This is a genomic window from Providencia sp. PROV261, assembly GCF_028477945.1.
Lineage (GTDB): Bacteria > Pseudomonadota > Gammaproteobacteria > Enterobacterales > Enterobacteriaceae > Providencia > Providencia stuartii.
Genome location: NZ_JAMPMC010000035.1, coordinates 19,177 through 38,388, shown reverse-complemented (window position 1 = coordinate 38,388; position 19,212 = coordinate 19,177). Strand labels below are relative to the sequence as shown.

General features: G+C 41.2%; 18 protein-coding genes. 7 read left to right on the top strand and 11 right to left on the bottom strand.

Annotated elements, in window-relative coordinates:
• Nucleotides 1-17 precede the first annotated feature (17 nt).
• The 3 genes from gpsA to PR675_RS17165 form a co-directional block, all read right to left on the bottom strand.
• The gene (gene gpsA / locus PR675_RS17175) at nucleotides 18-1,046 is read right to left on the bottom strand and encodes an NAD(P)H-dependent glycerol-3-phosphate dehydrogenase (protein ID WP_272582819.1); all 1,029 of its coding nucleotides are present in this window, start codon (nucleotides 1,044-1,046) and stop codon (nucleotides 18-20) included.
• A complete protein-coding gene (gene secB / locus PR675_RS17170) occupies nucleotides 1,046-1,522 on the bottom strand; it encodes a protein-export chaperone SecB (RefSeq protein WP_014657213.1) in 477 nt (158 codons plus the stop codon). Before secB ends, gpsA begins: the two co-directional genes overlap by 1 nt.
• 116 nt (nucleotides 1,523-1,638) lie before the next feature.
• Nucleotides 1,639-2,076, bottom strand: a complete 438-nt coding sequence (locus tag PR675_RS17165) for a rhodanese-like domain-containing protein (protein WP_004924305.1) — start codon at nucleotides 2,074-2,076, stop codon at nucleotides 1,639-1,641.
• Nucleotides 2,077-2,571: 495 nt separating this feature from the next.
• On the opposite strand from PR675_RS17165, the gene envC reads away from it, so the two are divergent.
• Both envC and PR675_RS17155 read left to right on the top strand, forming a co-directional pair.
• Nucleotides 2,572-3,864: a murein hydrolase activator EnvC gene (gene envC / locus PR675_RS17160; RefSeq protein WP_154625771.1), complete on the top strand. Its 1,293-nt coding sequence runs from the start codon at nucleotides 2,572-2,574 to the stop codon at nucleotides 3,862-3,864.
• Between the two features lie 26 nt (nucleotides 3,865-3,890).
• Nucleotides 3,891-4,850 (top strand): divergent polysaccharide deacetylase family protein, encoded by a 960-nt coding sequence (locus PR675_RS17155; protein ID WP_272582818.1) that lies wholly within the window; start codon nucleotides 3,891-3,893, stop codon nucleotides 4,848-4,850.
• A gap of 75 nt (nucleotides 4,851-4,925) precedes the next feature.
• Here PR675_RS17155 and tdh read toward each other — a convergent pair whose 3' ends face one another.
• The gene (gene tdh / locus PR675_RS17150; protein ID WP_036942514.1) at nucleotides 4,926-5,951 is read right to left on the bottom strand and encodes an L-threonine 3-dehydrogenase; all 1,026 of its coding nucleotides are present in this window, start codon (nucleotides 5,949-5,951) and stop codon (nucleotides 4,926-4,928) included.
• 23 nt (nucleotides 5,952-5,974) lie between these two features.
• Nucleotides 5,975-7,171, bottom strand: coding sequence for a glycine C-acetyltransferase (locus PR675_RS17145; RefSeq protein ID WP_036942512.1), 1,197 nt, complete (start codon nucleotides 7,169-7,171; stop codon nucleotides 5,975-5,977).
• A gap of 231 nt (nucleotides 7,172-7,402) precedes the next feature.
• On the opposite strand from PR675_RS17145, the gene rfaD reads away from it, so the two are divergent.
• The 4 genes from rfaD to PR675_RS17125 are packed head-to-tail and all read left to right on the top strand — an operon-like array spanning nucleotide 7,403 to nucleotide 11,283.
• On the top strand, nucleotides 7,403-8,341 hold the full coding sequence (rfaD, locus tag PR675_RS17140; RefSeq protein ID WP_004924289.1) for an ADP-glyceromanno-heptose 6-epimerase: 939 nt from the start codon (nucleotides 7,403-7,405) through the stop codon (nucleotides 8,339-8,341).
• A 9-nt stretch (nucleotides 8,342-8,350) separates the two neighbouring features.
• The gene (gene rfaF / locus PR675_RS17135; RefSeq protein WP_004924285.1) at nucleotides 8,351-9,397 is read left to right on the top strand and encodes an ADP-heptose--LPS heptosyltransferase RfaF; all 1,047 of its coding nucleotides are present in this window, start codon (nucleotides 8,351-8,353) and stop codon (nucleotides 9,395-9,397) included.
• The gene (rfaC, locus tag PR675_RS17130) at nucleotides 9,397-10,362 is read left to right on the top strand and encodes a lipopolysaccharide heptosyltransferase RfaC (RefSeq protein WP_076914814.1); all 966 of its coding nucleotides are present in this window, start codon (nucleotides 9,397-9,399) and stop codon (nucleotides 10,360-10,362) included. Before rfaF ends, rfaC begins: the two co-directional genes overlap by 1 nt.
• 60 nt (nucleotides 10,363-10,422) lie before the next feature.
• Entirely contained in the window at nucleotides 10,423-11,283 is an 861-nt protein-coding gene (locus PR675_RS17125) for a WlaTC/HtrL family glycosyltransferase (protein ID WP_004924278.1), read from the top strand.
• A gap of 50 nt (nucleotides 11,284-11,333) precedes the next feature.
• On the opposite strand, the gene PR675_RS17120 is transcribed toward PR675_RS17125, so the two are convergent.
• Nucleotides 11,334-12,794 carry an ArnT family glycosyltransferase gene (locus tag PR675_RS17120; protein ID WP_072502666.1) on the bottom strand — a complete coding sequence of 487 codons (1,461 nt, stop codon included), beginning with the start codon at nucleotides 12,792-12,794 and terminating at the stop codon, nucleotides 11,334-11,336.
• Nucleotides 12,795-13,001: 207 nt separating this feature from the next.
• Nucleotides 13,002-14,279 carry a lipid IV(A) 3-deoxy-D-manno-octulosonic acid transferase gene (waaA, locus tag PR675_RS17115; protein ID WP_014657204.1) on the bottom strand — a complete coding sequence of 426 codons (1,278 nt, stop codon included), beginning with the start codon at nucleotides 14,277-14,279 and terminating at the stop codon, nucleotides 13,002-13,004.
• A gap of 215 nt (nucleotides 14,280-14,494) precedes the next feature.
• Here waaA and coaD point away from each other — a divergent pair, with 215 nt between their 5' ends.
• Entirely contained in the window at nucleotides 14,495-14,980 is a 486-nt protein-coding gene (gene coaD / locus PR675_RS17110) for a pantetheine-phosphate adenylyltransferase (RefSeq protein WP_004924268.1), read from the top strand.
• Nucleotides 14,981-14,982: 2 nt separating this feature from the next.
• On the opposite strand, the gene mutM is transcribed toward coaD, so the two are convergent.
• From mutM to rfaL, 4 genes are read right to left on the bottom strand one after another with little or no spacing between them, the layout of a single operon-like run.
• On the bottom strand, nucleotides 14,983-15,792 hold the full coding sequence (gene mutM / locus PR675_RS17105; RefSeq protein ID WP_004924264.1) for a bifunctional DNA-formamidopyrimidine glycosylase/DNA-(apurinic or apyrimidinic site) lyase: 810 nt from the start codon (nucleotides 15,790-15,792) through the stop codon (nucleotides 14,983-14,985).
• An 18-nt stretch (nucleotides 15,793-15,810) separates the two neighbouring features.
• Nucleotides 15,811-16,953 (bottom strand): glycosyltransferase, encoded by a 1,143-nt coding sequence (locus PR675_RS17100; protein WP_213537826.1) that lies wholly within the window; start codon nucleotides 16,951-16,953, stop codon nucleotides 15,811-15,813.
• The gene (locus tag PR675_RS17095) at nucleotides 16,946-17,974 is read right to left on the bottom strand and encodes a glycosyltransferase family 8 protein (RefSeq protein ID WP_213537828.1); all 1,029 of its coding nucleotides are present in this window, start codon (nucleotides 17,972-17,974) and stop codon (nucleotides 16,946-16,948) included. The genes PR675_RS17100 and PR675_RS17095 overlap by 8 nt, the downstream gene beginning before the upstream one ends.
• Nucleotides 17,967-19,205 (bottom strand): O-antigen ligase RfaL, encoded by a 1,239-nt coding sequence (gene rfaL / locus PR675_RS17090; RefSeq protein WP_272582817.1) that lies wholly within the window; start codon nucleotides 19,203-19,205, stop codon nucleotides 17,967-17,969. Before rfaL ends, PR675_RS17095 begins: the two co-directional genes overlap by 8 nt.
• Between the last annotated feature and the right edge of the window lie 7 nt (nucleotides 19,206-19,212).

Genomic DNA, 19,212 nt, shown 5'->3' with positions numbered 1-19,212 from the left:
TCACTTATCTTTTAACTTTAATCTTTCGACGTCGGCGTATAAGCAATTTCATCTTTTGTTGCACGCCCTAATAGAGCCTGTGCAGCCTCTAACACATTTTTATGGCAATAGAGGATTTGATAAATTTGCTCCGTGATAGGCATCTCAACACCAGTACGCTCAGCAAGCGCTTTCACTTCTTTAGTATTGCGATAGCCTTCCACCACTTGGCCAATCTCTTTTTCGGCTTCACTGACACTCCCCCCATCGCCGAGCATCATACCAAAACGGCGGTTACGTGATTGGTTATCAGTACAGGTTAACACTAAGTCACCTAACCCCGCCATACCCATAAAGGTGGCAGGATCAGCACCTAATGCCGCACCTAACCGGCTCATTTCGGCAAGGCCACGGGTAATTAATGCGGTACGCGCATTCGCGCCAAACCCCATACCATCAGAAATACCCGCGCCAATCGCAATGACGTTCTTCACGGCTCCGCCAAGCTGTACGCCGACCATATCAGGGTTTTTGTACACACGAAAACTCTTACCGCAATGGAAAAGTTGTTGCAGTTCATCGCCAAATTGGCTGTCGGTTGCCGCAACCGAAATTGCCGTCGGCATCCCCGCCGCCAGCTCTTTGGCAAACGTAGGGCCAGATAGCACCGCGAGTGGAATTTCATTGCCTAATACTTCACGTGCCACATCTTGTAATAAGCGTCCTGTATCTCTTTCTAAGCCTTTAGTCGCCCAAATAACACGAGAATTGGCTTGGAGATGAGGTTGAATTTGCTTGAGTACATCACCAAAAACGTGGCTTGGTACTACGATCAAGATATTCGGACTCGCTTCCACGGCACGTTTGAGGTCCGCTTCGAGAGATAAACTATCAGGGAAAGAAACGCCAGGCAAAAATGCCTGATTGCTACGTTCTTGTTGTAATGTATGGATATGCTGAGGATCATGCCCCCACAGCACAACCTGATGACCATTACGAGCTAACGTAATGGCTAAAGCGGTGCCGTAAGATCCGGCACCGATGACTGTCATTGAAGCAGTTTTCATTAAGCGTCCTGTTGAGCTTCTGTATCTGGCGCTGATTCACCTTGCTGCTGTTGCAAATAATTCATAAACAGTGCATCAAAGTTAACTGGCGCAAGGTTCAGTTGAGGGAATGTACCACGGCTCACCATGCTAGTGATTGCTTCACGTGCATATGGGAACAGAATGTTAGGGCAGTATGCACCTAAGCAATGTGCCATTTGCGTGCCTTCAATACCTTCGATTGAGAATACACCGGCTTGTTGAACTTCACACAGGAATGCAGTTTCTTCACCCAGTTTTGCTGTTGTGGTAACACGCAAAACAACTTCATAAACACCTTCAGTCAATTGAGTAGAAGAAGTATCCAAATCCAGTTTGATTTCTGGCTGCCACTCATGCTGGAAAATATGTGGTGCATTCGGTGCTTCAAATGAAACATCTTTTGTATAGATACGTTGGATCTGGAATACCATTTCTGAGTTGTTTTGTTCTGACATAGTTTTAATACCTTTTAACTTCCATATGAATTTGACTGTATAGACCCGCCGATGTTCAAACTAACCTGTCTCAAATGAGCATCATTGGATATATGACAATTTACACGCCGGATAAATTATTTCTTACCACGAGCCAACGGCAGGTTTTCACCTGACCAGCCAGCAATCCCTTCTTTTAAGATAAAGACTTTTTCAAAACCGTGCTGGACAAGGTGCTCAGCCGGTTTACCTGATTCCATACCACTTGCAGAGACCACAATAACGGGTTTCTGTTTGTGTTTATCTAGCTCACCTAAATTATTGTCTTTAATTTCAGATGGCGTTAAGTTGATAGAATCAATAATGTGCCCTTTGCGGAAATCGTCACGAGTACGTAAATCCACAACGACTGCCTCTTCTTTATTAATCAGAGCAATCGCCTGCGCGCGAGTGATCACTTTTGATTTAGAGAACAAACCTTTAAAGGTCATTACGACCACCGCGACAAATAGTGCGATCCAAACCAGACTCAATAACATGTTCCGGCTGACGAATTGCATGATTTCTTGCATCATGGGGGGCAATCACTCCCGTTAGTTAAAAACGAATACCAAAGGGTTCAGAGTATACCTTTGTGTTGAGCTAATTACAGCCAGTTAGCGCAAACTACATTGTTTTTTTTGCGAAACACTCCGCAGAAATGGTCTCTAATCCCAACAAAATAGCGTTTATTTATCAATATAGACGAACCATTTTACCATAAGCACAAAGCGTGACAAAAAATTACACTGTTAAAATCAAGCATTCTGTGTGGTGGAAAAAGACACAGAGGCACTAACGAGCACTGAAAATATTTGATTTAATGCTACAAAATGGCGCGATACACTATACAATCAATAGGATGACAAATGATGATATGCTAATTATTACAAGATAATTTAGTTTTCATCAGGTCATAAAACGCGTTTGGTTCGGCGCGATTTGTTGCAATATTCAGAATAGGGTGCTGGTAACTCACGCTATCAGATGAAATAATCAGCTATCGCATTTATTCGAGGTTTTCTATCAGAATGGCCAATACACATAACCGGATGAAAAAAGCAGCTATTCGTCAGGCTATTGCTTCAACCCTGTTCGTTTGTGGATTAATCTCTCTGGTGCCTAATCAGGTATTGGCGGCCAATCAGATCACCGAAAATAAAGATCAGCTCCAAAATTTGCTGCAAAATATCGCTGAAAAAGAAAAAAGCGTCAAAAACCAGCAAGCCAAACGGGCATCATTGCTGAATCAACTCCAACAGCAAGAGAAAAACATTTCTGCGGCAGGGCGTGAGCTACATGAGACACAATCTCAACTTAAGCAATTAGATAAAGAGATTTCCTCATTAAACAGCAATATTAACCGATTGCAAAAGCAAAAAGCCGAGCACGAAAAGTTACTTGCCGAGCAACTTGACGCAGCCTTCCGATTAGGTAAGCACCAAGGCCTATCACTGTTTTTAAAAGGTGAAGAAGGCCAACGGGAAGAGCGTATCCTCGCCTATTACAGCTACCTCAATCAAGCGCGCGAAAAAAATATTAAACAGCTTGAGGCCACCACCCTTGAGCTAAATCAGCAAAAACAGCTTGAGCAGCAAAAACAAGCGGAACAAAAAACAGCTTTAGCTCGCCAACAGCAAGAAAAACGTAAACTCGATAAGGCTCAGGCAGCACGTAAGCAAACTCTTGCGGCCCTTGAAAGTACGCTTAAAGAAGATCAAAAAAATCTTGCCATCATGAAACAAAATGAATCTAGGTTGCGAGATAAGATCGCGCGTGCTGAACGTGAGGCGAAAGCCAGAGCGGAGCGTGAAGCACGTGAAGCCGCACGTATTCGTGCTGAGGTGGCCGAAAAAGAGCGTAAAGCCAAACAAAAAGGCTCGACTTATAAACCTTCAGAGAGTGAGCGTTCACTCATGTCTCGTACTGGTGGCTTAGGCCGCCCTGCGGGGCAAGCACTATGGCCAGTTCGCGGACAGACCCTGCACAACTATGGCGAGGCAATTTCAGGTGAGCTACGCTGGAAAGGTATGGTTATCGGTGCTAACGAAGGCACACAAGTCAAAGCCATTGCCGATGGCCGTGTACTACTTGCTGACTGGCTACAAGGTTATGGCCTCGTCGTCGTGGTTGAACATGGTAAAGGCGATATGAGCTTATATGGCTATAACCAAAGTGCTCTCGTCAATGTTGGGCAAGAAGTTCGCGCTGGGCAACCTATCGCCCTTGTGGGAAGTAGTGGTGGGCAAGAGCGACCAGCACTGTACTTCGAAATTCGTCGGCAGGGTAAAACGGTCAACCCTCGCCCTTGGCTAGGTAGATAGCCAAATAAATAGTTAGGAATATAATTATGTCAAAACGCCGGCCTTTTATGCGACTCATCGGTTTATCTCTTTTGATGATGAGCCTTCAGGCTAGTGCAGCAAAATTAGCGATAGTCATTGATGACTTTGGCTATCGCACAAAAGAAGATAACCAAATATTGGCGCTGCCGACGCCAATCACGATTGCTATCTTGCCTGATTCACCTCATGGTCAGCTTGTTGCCAATAAAGCCCATCAGCAAGGGCGAGAGGTTATCATTCACATGCCGATGAAACCCCTTAGCAAGCAACCACTCGAAAAAAACACCCTTTCACCAACCATGAGCGCCGAAGAAATTGACCGTATTATCAAACGAGCCATTAGCCAAGTACCTTATGCCAAGGGCATGAATAATCATATGGGCAGTGAAATGACCTCTAGTCTTTCAGGTATGCGCCATGTCATGAACTCACTGTCTAAGGCGAACTTTTTCTTTTTAGATAGCGTGACCATCGGAAATACGCAGGCCGTAAAAGCCGCAAATGAATTTGGTGTTCCCGTTGTACGCCGCCATATCTTCCTTGATAACCATCAATCAGAGGAAGAAACTCGCGTTCAACTTAATAAAGCGGTCGCCTATGCACGTAAACATGGCAATGCGATTGCGATAGGTCATCCACACCCTTCAACCGTTCGTGCTTTGCAGAAATACTTGCCGCAACTCCCTGCAGATATAGAACTTGTCTCGGTAAGCGCCTTATTACAAGGAAGTTCGCAACCCTCAGACCAAAAACCGTTAAAAATGCAGCCTGAAACGCCGAATAAACAGCCCACGCCTTCTACAGTCACCCCTAAAGATACGGCGCTGGAGCCAGTTAGGCTCGGGGTATGTGAGTTTACAGTACCAGAAAATACGTCGCTAGAAGGGATTGATTTTCTGATGTTTGTGGTTGAATCAATTTATCAAGATAAGACGCTACAGCCGCTATTATCTGCCCCAAAATAGCCGTTCTTTACACAACAAAAACCCTAACACTGTTTTCCAGTTGCCGCACAAATTCGGCAACTGGAATACCACCGACTAATCCCAATTTAATATCACTTTTCCTGACTGCCCTGAACGCATCACGTCAAAGCCCTTTTGGAAATCATCGATAGAAAATTGATGGGTGATTATTGGTGAAAGATCTAACCCAGATTGGATCAAAGTCGCCATTTTATACCAAGTTTCAAACATCTCTCGGCCATAAATACCTTTGATAAATAGGCCTTTAAAAATCACTTTACTCCAATCAATCGCCATTTCTGAAGATGGGATCCCCAATAAAGCAATGCGACCGCCGTGGTTCATCGTGTCTAGCATAGAGTGAAAGGCCGCGGGAGAGCCAGATACCTCTAAAGCCACATCAAAGCCTTCTTGCATGCCAAGCTCTTTCATCACATCTTTTAGATTTTCACGCCCCACATTCACCGCGCGAGTGACACCCATTTTTTTAGCTAGCTCTAATCGATAGTCATTGATGTCAGTGATAACAACGTGACGAGCCCCCACATGTCGGCACACCGCGGCAGCCATAATACCGATAGGCCCTGCTCCTGAAACTAAAACATCTTCACCAACAAGATCAAAAGAGAGCGCAGTATGAACCGCGTTACCAAATGGGTCAAAGATAGCAGCAATTTCATCTGGAATATTATCGGGGATTTTAAACGCATTAAATGCAGGCAACACAAGGTATTGTGCAAAACAGCCGGGGCGATTTACCCCCACGCCAATCGTGTTACGGCATAAATGCGTGCGCCCCCCACGACAGTTGCGACAGTGACCGCATGTAATATGCCCCTCACCGGAAACACGATCACCGATTTTAAAGCCTTTGACTTCCTGTCCTATCTCAACAATTTCCCCAATATATTCATGGCCCACAACCATTGGAACAGGAATGGTTTTTTGTGACCATTCATCCCAGTTATAGATATGAACATCCGTACCACAAATGGCGGTTTTACGGATTTTTATCATCACATCATTGTGCCCTAGTTCCGGTTTTGGAACTTCTGTCATCCATATACCTGGTTCTGCTTTTAATTTAGACAGTGCTTTCATAGAACGGCCTTATATTATTATCATTAGGAAATGACTTTCAGTTTTTTGCCTATGCGGGTGAATGCGTCTACAACGCGTAAAATATCTTCTTCCGTATGTGCCGCCGACATTTGTGTACGAATACGCGCTTGTCCTTGAGGAACAACAGGGTAGAAGAAACCAGTTACATAAATACCTTCTTCTAGTAATTCATTTGCAAAAACTTGAGCAAGCGCCGCATCCCCTAACATAACAGGAATAATGGCATGATCGGCGCCAGCGAGAGTAAAGCCTGCCGCAGACATCTTTTCACGAAATAGCGCGGCATTACGCCATAACCGCTCACGTAGCGCATCCCCCTCACTCATCATATCGATGACTTTAATCGAGGCCGCAACGATAGCGGGGGCTAATGAGTTGGAAAATAAGTAAGGACGAGAGCGTTGACGTAACCACTCGACGACTTCTTTTTTTGCCGCCGTATAACCGCCTGAAGCCCCACCAAGCGCTTTACCCAGTGTCCCTGTAATAATGTCTACTCGCCCCATCACATCACAATATTCATGGGTGCCGCGGCCATTTTTACCAACAAAACCAACCGCATGAGAATCATCAACCATCACTAATGCTTGGAATTCATCTGCTAGGTCACAAACCGCTTTCAAATTGGCAATAACACCATCCATTGAGAAGACACCATCCGTCGCAATCAAAATGTGGCGTGCACCTGCGGCTTTAGCCTCTTCGAGACAAACCCTAAGCTCTGCCATATCATTATTTGCATAACGATACCGTTTAGCTTTACAAAGGCGTATTCCATCGATAATGGAAGCATGGTTTAACGCATCTGAAATGACCGCGTCTTCGGGGCCTAGCAAGGTTTCAAATAATCCCCCATTCGCATCAAAACAAGAGGAATAGAGTATGGCGTCCTCCATACCTAAAAAATCAGCCAATTTCTTTTCGAGTTGTTTATGGCTATCTTGTGTTCCACAAATAAAACGGACAGAAGCCATACCAAAACCGTGACTATCCATACCCTGCTTCGCGGCTTCAATCAAATCTGGGTGATTTGCTAATCCCAAGTAATTGTTGGCACAAAAATTAACAACTCGCTTATTACCAACAATTTCAATATCTGCATCTTGCGAGGAAGTGATTATCCGCTCATGCTTAAACAAACCAGCAGCCTCTGTTTGGGCTAACTGCTCTTTAATCTGCTGATAAAATAGTTCTGACATGATTTATTCCTGTTATGTGACGATTTTTAGAGTTTAATAATAGATACTAAAACTATCGACTGATGCAGCATAAATAAATTAAGTTTGCAGCCAAGATCACGATCATTCCCCTATAAAAATGTAGCCTCTAGAATGTTTGTCTGCCAGTTATGGTGTCGTCAGCGCGCAGAAATGCTATTATGAAAAACAATTCGTATCCTTTTTGTTCTTAACCCATTTGAGGTATGCCCGATGATCATTGTCACTGGCGGAGCTGGTTTTATTGGTAGCAACATTGTCAAAGCATTAAATGATGCTGGTCGTACAGATATTCTCGTTGTCGATAATCTGAAAGACGGTACTAAGTTTGCCAACCTTGTTGACCTCGATATTGCTGATTACATTGATAAAGAAGATTTTATTGCGAGTATTATCGCCGGTGATGATTTTGGTGATGTCGATGCGGTATTCCATGAAGGTGCTTGCTCATCCACAACTGAATGGGATGGCAAGTACATGATGGATAATAACTATCAGTATTCGAAAGAGTTACTGCATTTTTGCTTAGAGCGCGAAATCCCATTCCTCTATGCCTCTTCAGCGGCAACATACGGTGGTCGTAGTGATAATTTTATTGAAGATCGCCAGTTCGAAAAGCCACTCAACGTGTATGGCTATTCGAAATTCCTCTTTGACCAGTACGTTCGCGAAATTTTGCCAGAAGCACAGTCGCAAATTTGTGGTTTCCGTTACTTCAACGTATATGGTCCTCGTGAGGGTCATAAAGGCAGCATGGCAAGTGTCGCTTACCATCTGAATAAGCAAATTAATGAAGGCCAACAACCCAAGCTATTTGAAGGTAGTGAAAACTTCCGCCGTGACTTTATTTATGTCGGCGATGTTGCCGCAGTCAATTTATGGTTCTGGCAGAACAATATTTCAGGGATCTTTAACTGTGGTACAGGCCGTGCCGAGTCATTCCAAGCCGTCGCCGATGCAGTGACACAATTCCACAGTGATAAAAATGTTTCTGTTGAATACATTGAATTCCCTGAGAAACTAAAAGGGCGCTATCAAAGCTTCACACAAGCAGACATGACAAAATTACGTACGGCTGGCTATAAGGCACCTTTTAAAACAGTTGCCGAAGGCGTAGCTGAATATATGCAATGGCTGAATAAAGAAGATTAATACAACTTTATGAAAATATTGGTGATCGGCCCCTCATGGGTAGGGGATATGATGATGTCACAGAGCCTATATCGCACGCTAAAGGCTCAATATCCTCAAGCACAAATTGATGTGATGGCACCTCAATGGTGCCGCCCTCTATTGGCGAAAATGCCCGAAGTCAATGCCGCCATCCCAATGCCATTAGGCCATGGTGCGCTCGCGATTGGTGAGCGCCGTAAACTTGGCCTTAGCTTACGCCAAAATGGTTATGACCAAGCCATTGTTCTTCCGAACTCATTTAAATCTGCTTTAGTGCCCTTCTTTGCCAAAATTGCCAAACGAACGGGTTGGCGCGGTGAGATGCGTTATGGACTACTTAATGACCTCCGTACATTAGATAAAGCCGCTTTTCCGTTGATGGTGCAGCGCTATGTTGCATTAGCTTATGATAAGCAAAACATTCACAGCGCAGCAGATATTCCAGAGCCTATCTTATGGCCTAAACTGGCTGTTAATGAACAAGAAGTCACTGAGGCTATTAAAGCGTTTAATATCAATACCACACGCCCAATTATTGGCTTCTGCCCTGGTGCAGAATTTGGTCCGGCTAAACGTTGGCCGCACTATCACTACGCCGCGCTAGCGGAGCAGTTGATCAGCGAAAAAGGTTATCAAGTTCTCTTATTTGGCTCACAAAAAGATCATGATGCAGGTGAGGAAATTCGCCAAAGCCTAACGGACAGTGCGCATGAGCATTGTAGCAACCTTGCGGGTAAAACGTCTTTAGAACAAGCCGTGAATTTAATTGCTAGCTGTCAGGCCGTTGTCAGCAATGATTCAGGACTGATGCATGTTGCTGCTGCATTGGATAAACCGCTTGTTGCCCTATATGGCCCAAGTAGCCCTGATTTTACGCCTCCACTATCGAATAAAGCAGAAGTTATCCGCTTAATTAGTGGCTACCATAAAGTTCGTAAAGGTGATGGGGCAAGCGGTTATCATCAAAGTCTCATCGATATTCAGCCTCAATTAGTGGTTGATGCGCTGGCGCGATTACAAATAGGTGTTGCTTGATGCGCGTACTGCTAGTAAAGACTTCATCGATGGGGGATGTGTTACACTCCCTACCCGCACTAACGGATGCACAGCAAGCCTTTCCTCATATCCAATTCGATTGGGTTGTAGAAGAGGGTTTTGCGCAGATCCCCACATGGCACAGCGCAGTCAATCAAGTGATCCCTGTTGCTATCCGCCGTTGGCGTAAAAACTGGTTTTCTGCCCCCATTCGCGCCGAACGTGCTGCATTTCGCCAGCAACTGACTGCAACCCGCTATGATGCGATTATTGATGCTCAAGGCCTATTGAAAAGTGCCTTTCTGGTCACGCGTCTCGCAGATGGCCCTAAACATGGCTATGATCGCCACAGTATTCGAGAGCCTATTGCCAGTTTTTTTTACGACTATAAATACCAAATTAGTAAGCAACAGCATGCCGTAGAACGTATTCGCCAACTGTTTGCCGCGAGTCTTGGCTACGATAGTCCTAAAGCGCAAGGTGACTATGCCATCGCTCAACGTTTTTTACATGTCCCCACAGTCACACAGGATGACTATGTGGTGTTCTTGCATTCAACCACTCGTGATGATAAACACTGGCCTGAAGAGCACTGGCGAGAACTGATTGGGTTAATGGCCGACAGTGGTTTAAAAATAAAACTGCCATGGGGCGCAGAGCATGAACACCAAAGGGCATTACGCCTTGCAGATGGGTTTGATTTTGTCGAAGTTTTGCCTAAATTAACCTTAGCCGAAGTTGCTCTACAAATTGCTAATGCTAAGGCGGTGGTTTCTGTTGATACAGGCCTTAGCCATTTAACCGCCGCATTAGATAAACCGAATTTCACCCTGTTTGGCCCAACAGATCCCGGGCTGATTGGCGGCTATGGTTCAGAGCAACATGAAATTAAATCCGTGGATGGTACTATGAGTTCAATAAAACCTAATGAAGTATTTGAAAAATTGAAATCTAGAGTCTCATGATTTATATATCACTGATTGATTATAACTAAATTTTATACTACGACGGGCTAGCCACATTTTATGAAAGAATCAATAACAATAGTAACTGCTTTTTTTGATATTGGTAGAGGAAACTGGAATAGCCAAAATGGCCATTCAAAATCTTTTGAATGCACCAACGATACTTATTTCGAGTATTTTAGCAGGCTGGCAAAACTTGAAAATAATATGGTTGTTTTTACATCAGCAGATTTCAAAGAAAAAATCCTTTCTATTAGAAAAGGCAAGCCAACCCATATAATTACAATCAACCTCCACAAGAAATTTAACTTTATTCTCAAAAAAATAGCGTATATTCAAAATAGCGATGATTTCAAAAAGCTGATTGATCCCAGCCTATTACATTGCCCTGAATACTGGTCACCTGAATATGTTTTGATCAATAACTTAAAACCTTTTTTTGTTAAAAAAGCCATTGACCTAAAACTTGTTAATAGTGAGACTGCCGCTTGGGTTGATTTTGGTTATATTCGAAATAATAAAGCCCGTTATGGAATAACAGAATGGTATCACCCTTTCGACAAAAATAAGATCCACCTCTTTTCTATTAAAGATAATTTAGACCTCACTGATGAAAAAGCAGTATTAGAAAAAGTTTTAAGTAATGACCCTCATATTATTGGTGGAGTATTGGTTGCTAGTAAAGAAAAGTGGTCTGAATTCTATCAAATGGTATTTGAAACCCAAAAAAAATTTTTATCTTCAGGAATAATTGATGATGACCAAGGTATTTTTTTGACCTGTGCAAGCCAACATCCTGATATTTTTAAATTAAATTATTTGGGACATATGCAGTGGCGTAGTGCTTTAAAGTTATTTAATAAAAATTCAAAATATAACAAGCTACTCCGTTTAGGTATTTACCTAAAACTAATTAAATAAACAAGTTATTACGCAAGGATAATGCCTTATTTAAGGCATTATCCTTATCATTATTTCTCTGGCGCAATAAACCCAAAACACATAGTTTCTGGCTCAGCATCCGGCTCTGAACGATAGATAACCTCTTCTTTCTCAATCGTAAATTGTGGCCAGTACTGACGAACCTTATCAAAGTTCTCATGAGTGCAATCATCATACTTACGACCTAACAGCAATGCACCATGCTGACGGATCTCCGCTTCTGTAATCTTGCGGTTATACACATTCGGCGGCATATGATGTTCAAGAGTCCAAGGCTGGATCACATGTGGCCTATCTTTTGCGTAGATAATAAACCATTGATGTAAATTATCTTCACCACCAACATATTTTAGTGGAACGCCATAACGTTCATGCCAGCGATCTTCACCCTCCGCGATCAACGTTTTCACGCCAATAAATTTTTGCCCTGCGCCCTTAATATTAGCCGCTTGCACAACACAATAACCTAACAGAACCACGACACCGAAAAGGGCTAAACCAATCAGTGGTTTTCTGAGTGATTTAGTCGGCATGACTGTTATAGAGCCAATAAATAGCGGGGCACAAGCTGCCATAAAGGGTTGCAACCATTCGGTAATACGCCCACCGTCATGGAAAGAGAACCAACCATAGATCACCGCTAATGGGAAAAGAACCAAGAAATTCGCCATACGATTTGCTAGCGATTTCGGCCAACCTAATTTCCCACCACAGCTATATAAAATAATGGCGGCAATAATTAAAGGATAAAATACGCTGAGCGCCGCCTTAGTCGTATGCAAATTAAAGCCTGGGTCAATCTGTGAATCCACCCATTTAAAGGCAGAAAAATCACTCGCCATTAACCAAAAGAAATTAGGTAATACAATCGCAAACCAAAGTGCAATCGCTAAATAAAAAACAGGATAACGATAACTTTGGCGAACTTGTTTAACAAATAACGTTAATAAAAATACCGATCCTACCAGCGATAATGTTGAATATTTCCCCATTGTCGCCAAACCTGCAAATAAAGCAAAAAGCAGCCACCAAGCCGGATTTTCATAAACGGCTCGTAAGAAAAAGTAGATTATCCAAGCCCAAAAGGTCACTAAAATATAGTTATCATTGTAAGGAATGATATCAAAATTAATCACACCCGATAAATTCAACATCAACATCGCAAACCAAGCTAGGTCACGACGTGCTGTTAAACGGTATGCTAATTTCCAGACCCCCAATAAACCAAAGGCAACCCCGACAAAATGAATAAAGTACCAGTAAAAACTGTAGGAAATACCCAAATAAATAGCAGGCCACATAAGAACACCAACAAACCAAGGGTTTTTTGGTGACCCCCACTCCCCATTCATCCCCCAGTTAACGGCTTCCACCGTATCATAAGGCACTGTAGGATCTAAGTGAAAGCTGGCTAGAATCCATGCAACCGCATAGCCAATGACCCATAAATAAACATATTTGTTTGATGTTGATTGATTGATTGCTGGCATACTGTCTTAAATAATTGAGTAAAAGTACCCACTATCTATTAGGCAGACTCATCATGCATAAAAATACAAACCTAATAGCACCAATGGAAATTAAACGGCAGATTCTACTATAGTTTATAGCGAATAATAAGAAAGGAAGACAAATAGTCATCATCTATTGTCGTTTTATTCAAGTTCAATATTCTGAATTAGAAATAATCGTTAAAATTATTGCTCTCTCGGAGGCAAGTAAGGTTGTAAAAGCTTTAATAAACGTTGTAACGCCCCCTGATTTTCATGCAAAACTTCCGCAGCATGACGACCATAGTATAAACGGTAATCTTCGTCCGACAGGAGGCTAGTGACGGCTTGAACCATTGAATCGCTATCAGTCACCGTAATTAAGCCATCCGCCTGCTTCAGCTTCCCACAAATATCCTTAAAATTAAACGTATGTGGTCCCATTAAAACAGGTAACGCATGTGCTGCCGCTTCCAACGGGTTATGTCCCCCTGTTTCCACAAGGCTGCCACCAACAAATGCTAAATCCGCAATTCCATATAACAACATCAGCTCCCCCATCGTATCCCCGACAACCACTTGTATATCAGGAGTAGGCACAATACCTTCACTACGACGAATAAACTTAAGGCCTGCTTTTTGGGTGAGTTCTTCTGCTTTGGCAAAACGTTCAGGATGACGAGGAACTAAAATCAGTAATAAATCAGGAAATTGTTTTAATAATTGCTGGTGTGCCGCTAACACGATAGCCTCTTCACCTTCATGGGTGCTAGTGGCAATCCAAACGGGTCGATGTGCCGCCCACTGCCGGCGTAATGTGACGGCTCTAACCGCAAGCTCTGGGGTAACGGAAATATCAAACTTAAGGCTCCCCGTGACATTTAATTGCACACGTCTTAACCCTAGCTTGATGAAACGCTCACCATCTTCTTGGTGCTGTGCAGCAACCATCGTGACATTGCGCAACATACGTTTCACAAAACTACCTAACTTTTGGTAGCCTGCCGCAGAGCGCTCAGACAAACGCGCATTCGCAATCACTAAGGGTATTTGGCGACGATTAAGTTGATTAATCATATTCGGCCATAATTCCGTTTCCATAATAATTACTAATTTAGGATCAACTTGATTAAGAAAACGGCGCATAGAGCACGGGAGATCATAAGGAAGGTAGACATGGTAGACATCATCACCGAATGCCGAAACGACTCGTTCGGAGCCTGTTGGTGTCATCGTGGTTACCGTAATCGGCAATGACGGATAGTGATGCCGTAATGCCCTTACCAAAGGCACAGCGGCAAGGGTTTCACCAACAGATACTGAATGCAGCAGAATACCGCCCGGCGCAACTTTACCAGCACAAAAACCATAACGTTCACCCCAACGCTTACGATACGCGGGAGCTTTGCGACCCCGCACTAATAGGCGTACCCAAATGAGTGGCTGGATAAGATAAAGAAGTACCTGATATAAACGCAATAACATTCGATCTGATTCACTTACCAAAATTGGCGCTATCTTAACATAAACCTTTTATTAAAGTGTGCAGAATATGCACCTAAAAATAGCTTTAAAATTCGCTTAGGGCATCATTAGTCGGTTGCAACAGCACTTAATAGTCGATAATGTTGATAATATGCACATATTACTTAATTTAAATTTTTTAAATTAGCGTTAACAAACAACGAGATATCAATATTATGAAACATAAAGCGATTTACCCTGGTACATTTGACCCTATTACTTCAGGCCATATTGATATTGTTTCTCGTGCGGCGGCAATGTTTGACCACGTATTACTCGCTATCGCTAATAGCCAACGCAAAAGTCCCATGTTTACCCTTGAAGAGCGTGTTGAACTTGCCCAAAAAGTCACCTCGCACTTAAACAATGTTGAGGTGGTTGGCTTTTCTGAACTAATGGCTAATTTCGCACAAAAACATGGCGCAAATATACTTATCCGTGGCGTTCGTTCTGTTGCAGATTTTGAATATGAATGGCAGCTCGCAAACATGAACCGCCATTTTGTTCCTGAATTGGAAACGGTATTCTTACTCCCTTCACAAAGCTTATCTTTTGTTTCATCGTCACTGATAAAAGATGTGGCACTCCATGATGGCGATATTTCTTCTTTCCTTCCGCCCGTTGTCGCTGAAGCGATGCTAAAAAAGCTGAATAAAATTTAAGCTTATTTTTGACATTGAGGACAATAAAAGGTACTGCGTTGGCCTTGTTTGATACTAAGAATTGGCGTGCCACATATCAAACAAGGCTCACCTTTTTTACCATATACAAACAATTCTTGGGCGAAGTACCCTGGTTTCCCATCGGATTGTAGAAAATCTTTCAGCGTGGTTCCACCCTGCTCAATAGAGCGCTGTAGTACCTTTTTGATCTGCTGGACCAAATCAATCGATTGTTCAAGAGTCAATGTGTGCGTGATTTTTTCTGGTGAAATGCCCGCCGCAAATAGTGCTTCATTAGCATAAATATTACCAACACCCACAACAACCTTGTTATCCATCAGCCAAGGTTTAATGGCTATTTTTCGCTTTCCTGCCTGCTCAAATAAATATTGAGCATTAAATTCATCAGAAAGAGGTTCTGGGCCTAGATGGGATAAAACACGACTCGTTTCAAGATCATCACACCATAACCACGCGCCAAAGCGCCGAGGATCCGTGTACCGTAGTACTTTGCCATCTTTTAATACCAAATCAACATGGTCATGTTTTTCTTCAGGCAATTCTTCCAACAATATACGCAGACTACCCGACATGCCTAAGTGGATAATAATCCAACCATTTTTTAGTTCGATTAACAGATACTTAGCGCGCCTTTGTACACTTAAAATCATTTCATCAGATAAACTTTTAATTTGCTCTGATACAGGCCAACGTAAGCGACTGTTACGAACAATTGCATAACAAATTGTATTACCGACTAAATGCGGCTCGATTCCACGGCGGCTTGTTTCAACTTCTGGTAATTCAGGCATATGCAAACTCTTTTTAACTTATGGATACCATTTTTTGATCACACTAAGAAGCTCATCTTTAACAATTTCCCAAGTAAAATTATCATAAGCATATTTTTTCGCATGGCATGCTATTTCTTGACTTTTTGGGTTATTTAATGCATCAGTAATATCTTCAGCCATACTCAAAGGAGAAAGTGGTTCTCTGAAAATAAACCCTGTCTCGTTATGTGCAATAAATTCAACCATTGCACCACGTTGAGATGCAATAACTGGTCGACCCGAAGCCATAGCCTCAAGTGCTACCATACAAAATGGTTCTGGTGCTATAGAAGGTACTGCAATTACATCTGCAAATGAATAATAGTGTCTAATTTTATCAGGGTGCACTCCACCTAAGAAAATACACTGCTCACCCAAGTTTTTTGCGTAGTTTTTGACCTCATCCTGATATTGTGCTAATTCACCTTTCAATGCCGCGTTTGGGTCACCGACAATCACTAGCTTATAGCGTTTATCTTCTTTGAAGAAAACCTGACAAGCCTGCATTAACTCAAGCACTCCCTTGTCTCTAGCTATTCTACCTGCAAATAAAATAACTTTATCTTCTTGTGTCAGTCCAAAATCTTCACGATTGATTTCCGGTGGTTGAGCATAAATTTCACCATCAAATCCATTACGAACCACTTCAATATATGCTTTTGGCAATCGCTCACGGAACCAATCCTTCATAAAACGGCTTGGTACAATAATTTTGATGTCTTCTGGTACGTCTTTAGGTTCAAAAAAGTTATGCATATGCAATACAACATTGCTATGCCCTTCTTTTTTTATTATTTTCTTGAAAGACTTAATATGATTATGCACAAAAATAACGCTTTCATTAGGAATTGGAGCAAATTTATGTTTAATTTTAACAATCCTATCTGCATAAGAATAAGGATCCAGTCTTGTCCATTTTTTAAATAACCTTGTGTACACCTTTCCAAATTTGATGCGTTCAATTTCACAATTTTTATTCACAATAGAATGACTCGAATACCCTTCATTTTGTATACAAACAATACGGTTTTCGATATCTAATCTCTTCGCAACATTATACATCCACGACTCAATAGCAGCCGCGCTTTTCGGTGGTATAGAAAATATTGGAGAAACTGTTAAGACAATTTTATTAATCATAGTATGATTTTCTTTTACCCATGAGTTTTTCAAACGAATACCGAATACCAGACAAGATACCTGCTAAATAGTTACCTTGTTTTAATAAGTGTTTATACTCTTTTTTTCTTTCAACAAATTTAGTTGCAGGTTTTAAGTCATTCGTTGTCCAAGGCGATTGCATCAAAGCCTTATAAAAAGGTTGGGAAGCGGGATAATTTGCCCATGTGTGCCAAGGTTTACTCACACCTGTGTAATGAATTAGGACTGTTTCAGGTGTAATAATCTGTTGATATTTTTGGTGAGTTGAGTCATATAATTCATTTTTTAGTGTATAAACAGTATTAAATCTTTGGCTAAGTAGTTCTAAGTCTTCTCTTAAAATAAGGTTTAACACATCTTGATCAGGATATTTATATCGTTGCTTAGCATTTTCTGCTGATAACAACTCAAAACATTGTTGGGTAATCTGCTTTTCATGCCATTTTTTTAAGTTGACAAACATGACACCAGAATTGAAGTAAGTCTTTGCTAGTGAAGGCGCATGAAGCCTTGTTTCACTTTTCGTTCTTACACCGATATCATCAGCAACGACACCACAGACTTTGTCTTTGATTAAATTAGTCGTTAAATCTAAGATACCATTACACATAACATCCGCGTCTAAATAGAGAGCAAAATCATAATCACTCGACAGATAATCCAAGGCAACTAACCGAAAGTACATCGCTGATGACCAAACATCAGAAGCGGGAAGTGTTTTCAGTAATTTGTTATCTAATTCATAAACATGAAATTCCACTTGAAACTGACTTGCAATAACTTTAAGTTTCTCTAGAAAATCAGAGCTAACTTTATCTAGAAAATAATGGAATCTAAAAAATGTGGTTGGATTATTTATGAGTAAAGACACCGCTGAAACCCCAGCTCCAAACTGATAGTTTTCATCAGAACCATAAATAACATCTAAGCATGATAACAAGGTATTATCAGTTTTACCCACTTCGCCGAGCACATATTTATTTGTTATGAGGTTATTCATAGTGCTTTCTCTTATTCTTTGCTGAACTGTGCCCCATCATAGCAATTAAAAAACCTAAAAGAACACCTAATGGTTTTAGGTCCACTTGCTCAAACATCCCTCGAACCAGATAAAAGCTAATGAGGCTCATTAATAACGCTATAAATGCAAAATAGCTTTTTGATTCATTGACTGTACTTTTGATTTCCTTGAATAAGGAAAAACACATCGACAAAAAAACCGCACTAAAAGCAATCAGCCCTGAGATACCTACACCAAACCAGACATATAGCCAGATATTATGAGGCCCCAATGACTTCTTAAATACCCAATCAGGCTTTTCTGGTACAACACTATTATATTTATCAATGTATATTTTATCACCAAATCCATATCCAATAATTGGATTCTCTAAAATTAACTCAAGTGCTGTTCCCTGTGTACCATTTTTATATCGATGAGTACTATCAGTTTGTTCAAGCTTATAAAATAGAGTTTTAGTCATATCTGGGTAGATTGATTTTAATGAGATCAATGAAATTAACGAGATACATAGTATCGAGCCAATCAATTTCCATGGACGTTTAAAACATAAAAATAATAAACCTGCCATAGCCACAGCAACCCACCCACCTCGGGAAAGAGTCCCTAACAAAACAAATAAAAATACAACACTTAGTATATAAAAATAAATTAGCTTAGATTTAGGCAATAGATACCAAAGGATCGGAATTATAGGAAAGTAAAAAACCAAGGCATCTGAAACACTCCTAAAGTTATAGGTTGTAAATGGTAAAATACCATTCTGATAAGCCTCATAGTACCGATATAGTTCAATAAGTAAAACAACCACTAATGATGCAGAAAAACTAGTCAATAGTAAATTTGAAATCGTTTTTATATTTTCTTTGTAGAGAAGAATCGGTAATAAAAGAGATAGGCTAAGTATCCCATAATTCAAGAAGTTATTATTAATCGCTCTCATTGATGCATTAGGCATGCTTGAGTAACTTATTGAAATATAAAAAACCAATGAAAACAACACGACTAAGTATAAAAGTTTATTATTTAATCTTTTTAGCACCTTTCTTGTGTCTAATGATAAATATACCAAACATGTAGCTATCATTAGGTAGAATAGTATGTGTTTATACCTAGTAACATTGTCCACAAAGAAAAGCACAACAAACATAAAAATTAAAGCTTTATTATACTTCGAAAGAGTATTTTGATTTCTTTCTAAAAAAGACATAATTTAC

Excerpts from the sequence above, each read along its gene's own strand:
- gpsA (WP_272582819.1), bottom strand. The coding sequence starts at position 1,046 with ATGAAAACTGCTTCAATGACAGTCATCGGTGCCGGATCTTACGGCACC.
- secB (WP_014657213.1), bottom strand. The coding sequence starts at position 1,522 with ATGTCAGAACAAAACAACTCAGAAATGGTATTCCAGATCCAACGTATC.
- PR675_RS17165 (WP_004924305.1), bottom strand. The coding sequence starts at position 2,076 with ATGATGCAAGAAATCATGCAATTCGTCAGCCGGAACATGTTATTGAGT.
- envC (WP_154625771.1), top strand. The coding sequence starts at position 2,572 with ATGGCCAATACACATAACCGGATGAAAAAAGCAGCTATTCGTCAGGCT.
- PR675_RS17155 (WP_272582818.1), top strand. The coding sequence starts at position 3,891 with ATGTCAAAACGCCGGCCTTTTATGCGACTCATCGGTTTATCTCTTTTG.
- tdh (WP_036942514.1), bottom strand. The coding sequence starts at position 5,951 with ATGAAAGCACTGTCTAAATTAAAAGCAGAACCAGGTATATGGATGACA.
- PR675_RS17145 (WP_036942512.1), bottom strand. The coding sequence starts at position 7,171 with ATGTCAGAACTATTTTATCAGCAGATTAAAGAGCAGTTAGCCCAAACA.
- rfaD (WP_004924289.1), top strand. The coding sequence starts at position 7,403 with ATGATCATTGTCACTGGCGGAGCTGGTTTTATTGGTAGCAACATTGTC.
- rfaF (WP_004924285.1), top strand. The coding sequence starts at position 8,351 with ATGAAAATATTGGTGATCGGCCCCTCATGGGTAGGGGATATGATGATG.
- rfaC (WP_076914814.1), top strand. The coding sequence starts at position 9,397 with ATGCGCGTACTGCTAGTAAAGACTTCATCGATGGGGGATGTGTTACAC.
- PR675_RS17125 (WP_004924278.1), top strand. The coding sequence starts at position 10,423 with ATGAAAGAATCAATAACAATAGTAACTGCTTTTTTTGATATTGGTAGA.
- PR675_RS17120 (WP_072502666.1), bottom strand. The coding sequence starts at position 12,794 with ATGCCAGCAATCAATCAATCAACATCAAACAAATATGTTTATTTATGG.
- waaA (WP_014657204.1), bottom strand. The coding sequence starts at position 14,279 with ATGTTATTGCGTTTATATCAGGTACTTCTTTATCTTATCCAGCCACTC.
- coaD (WP_004924268.1), top strand. The coding sequence starts at position 14,495 with ATGAAACATAAAGCGATTTACCCTGGTACATTTGACCCTATTACTTCA.
- mutM (WP_004924264.1), bottom strand. The coding sequence starts at position 15,792 with ATGCCTGAATTACCAGAAGTTGAAACAAGCCGCCGTGGAATCGAGCCG.
- PR675_RS17100 (WP_213537826.1), bottom strand. The coding sequence starts at position 16,953 with ATGATTAATAAAATTGTCTTAACAGTTTCTCCAATATTTTCTATACCA.
- PR675_RS17095 (WP_213537828.1), bottom strand. The coding sequence starts at position 17,974 with ATGAATAACCTCATAACAAATAAATATGTGCTCGGCGAAGTGGGTAAA.
- rfaL (WP_272582817.1), bottom strand. The coding sequence starts at position 19,205 with ATGTCTTTTTTAGAAAGAAATCAAAATACTCTTTCGAAGTATAATAAA.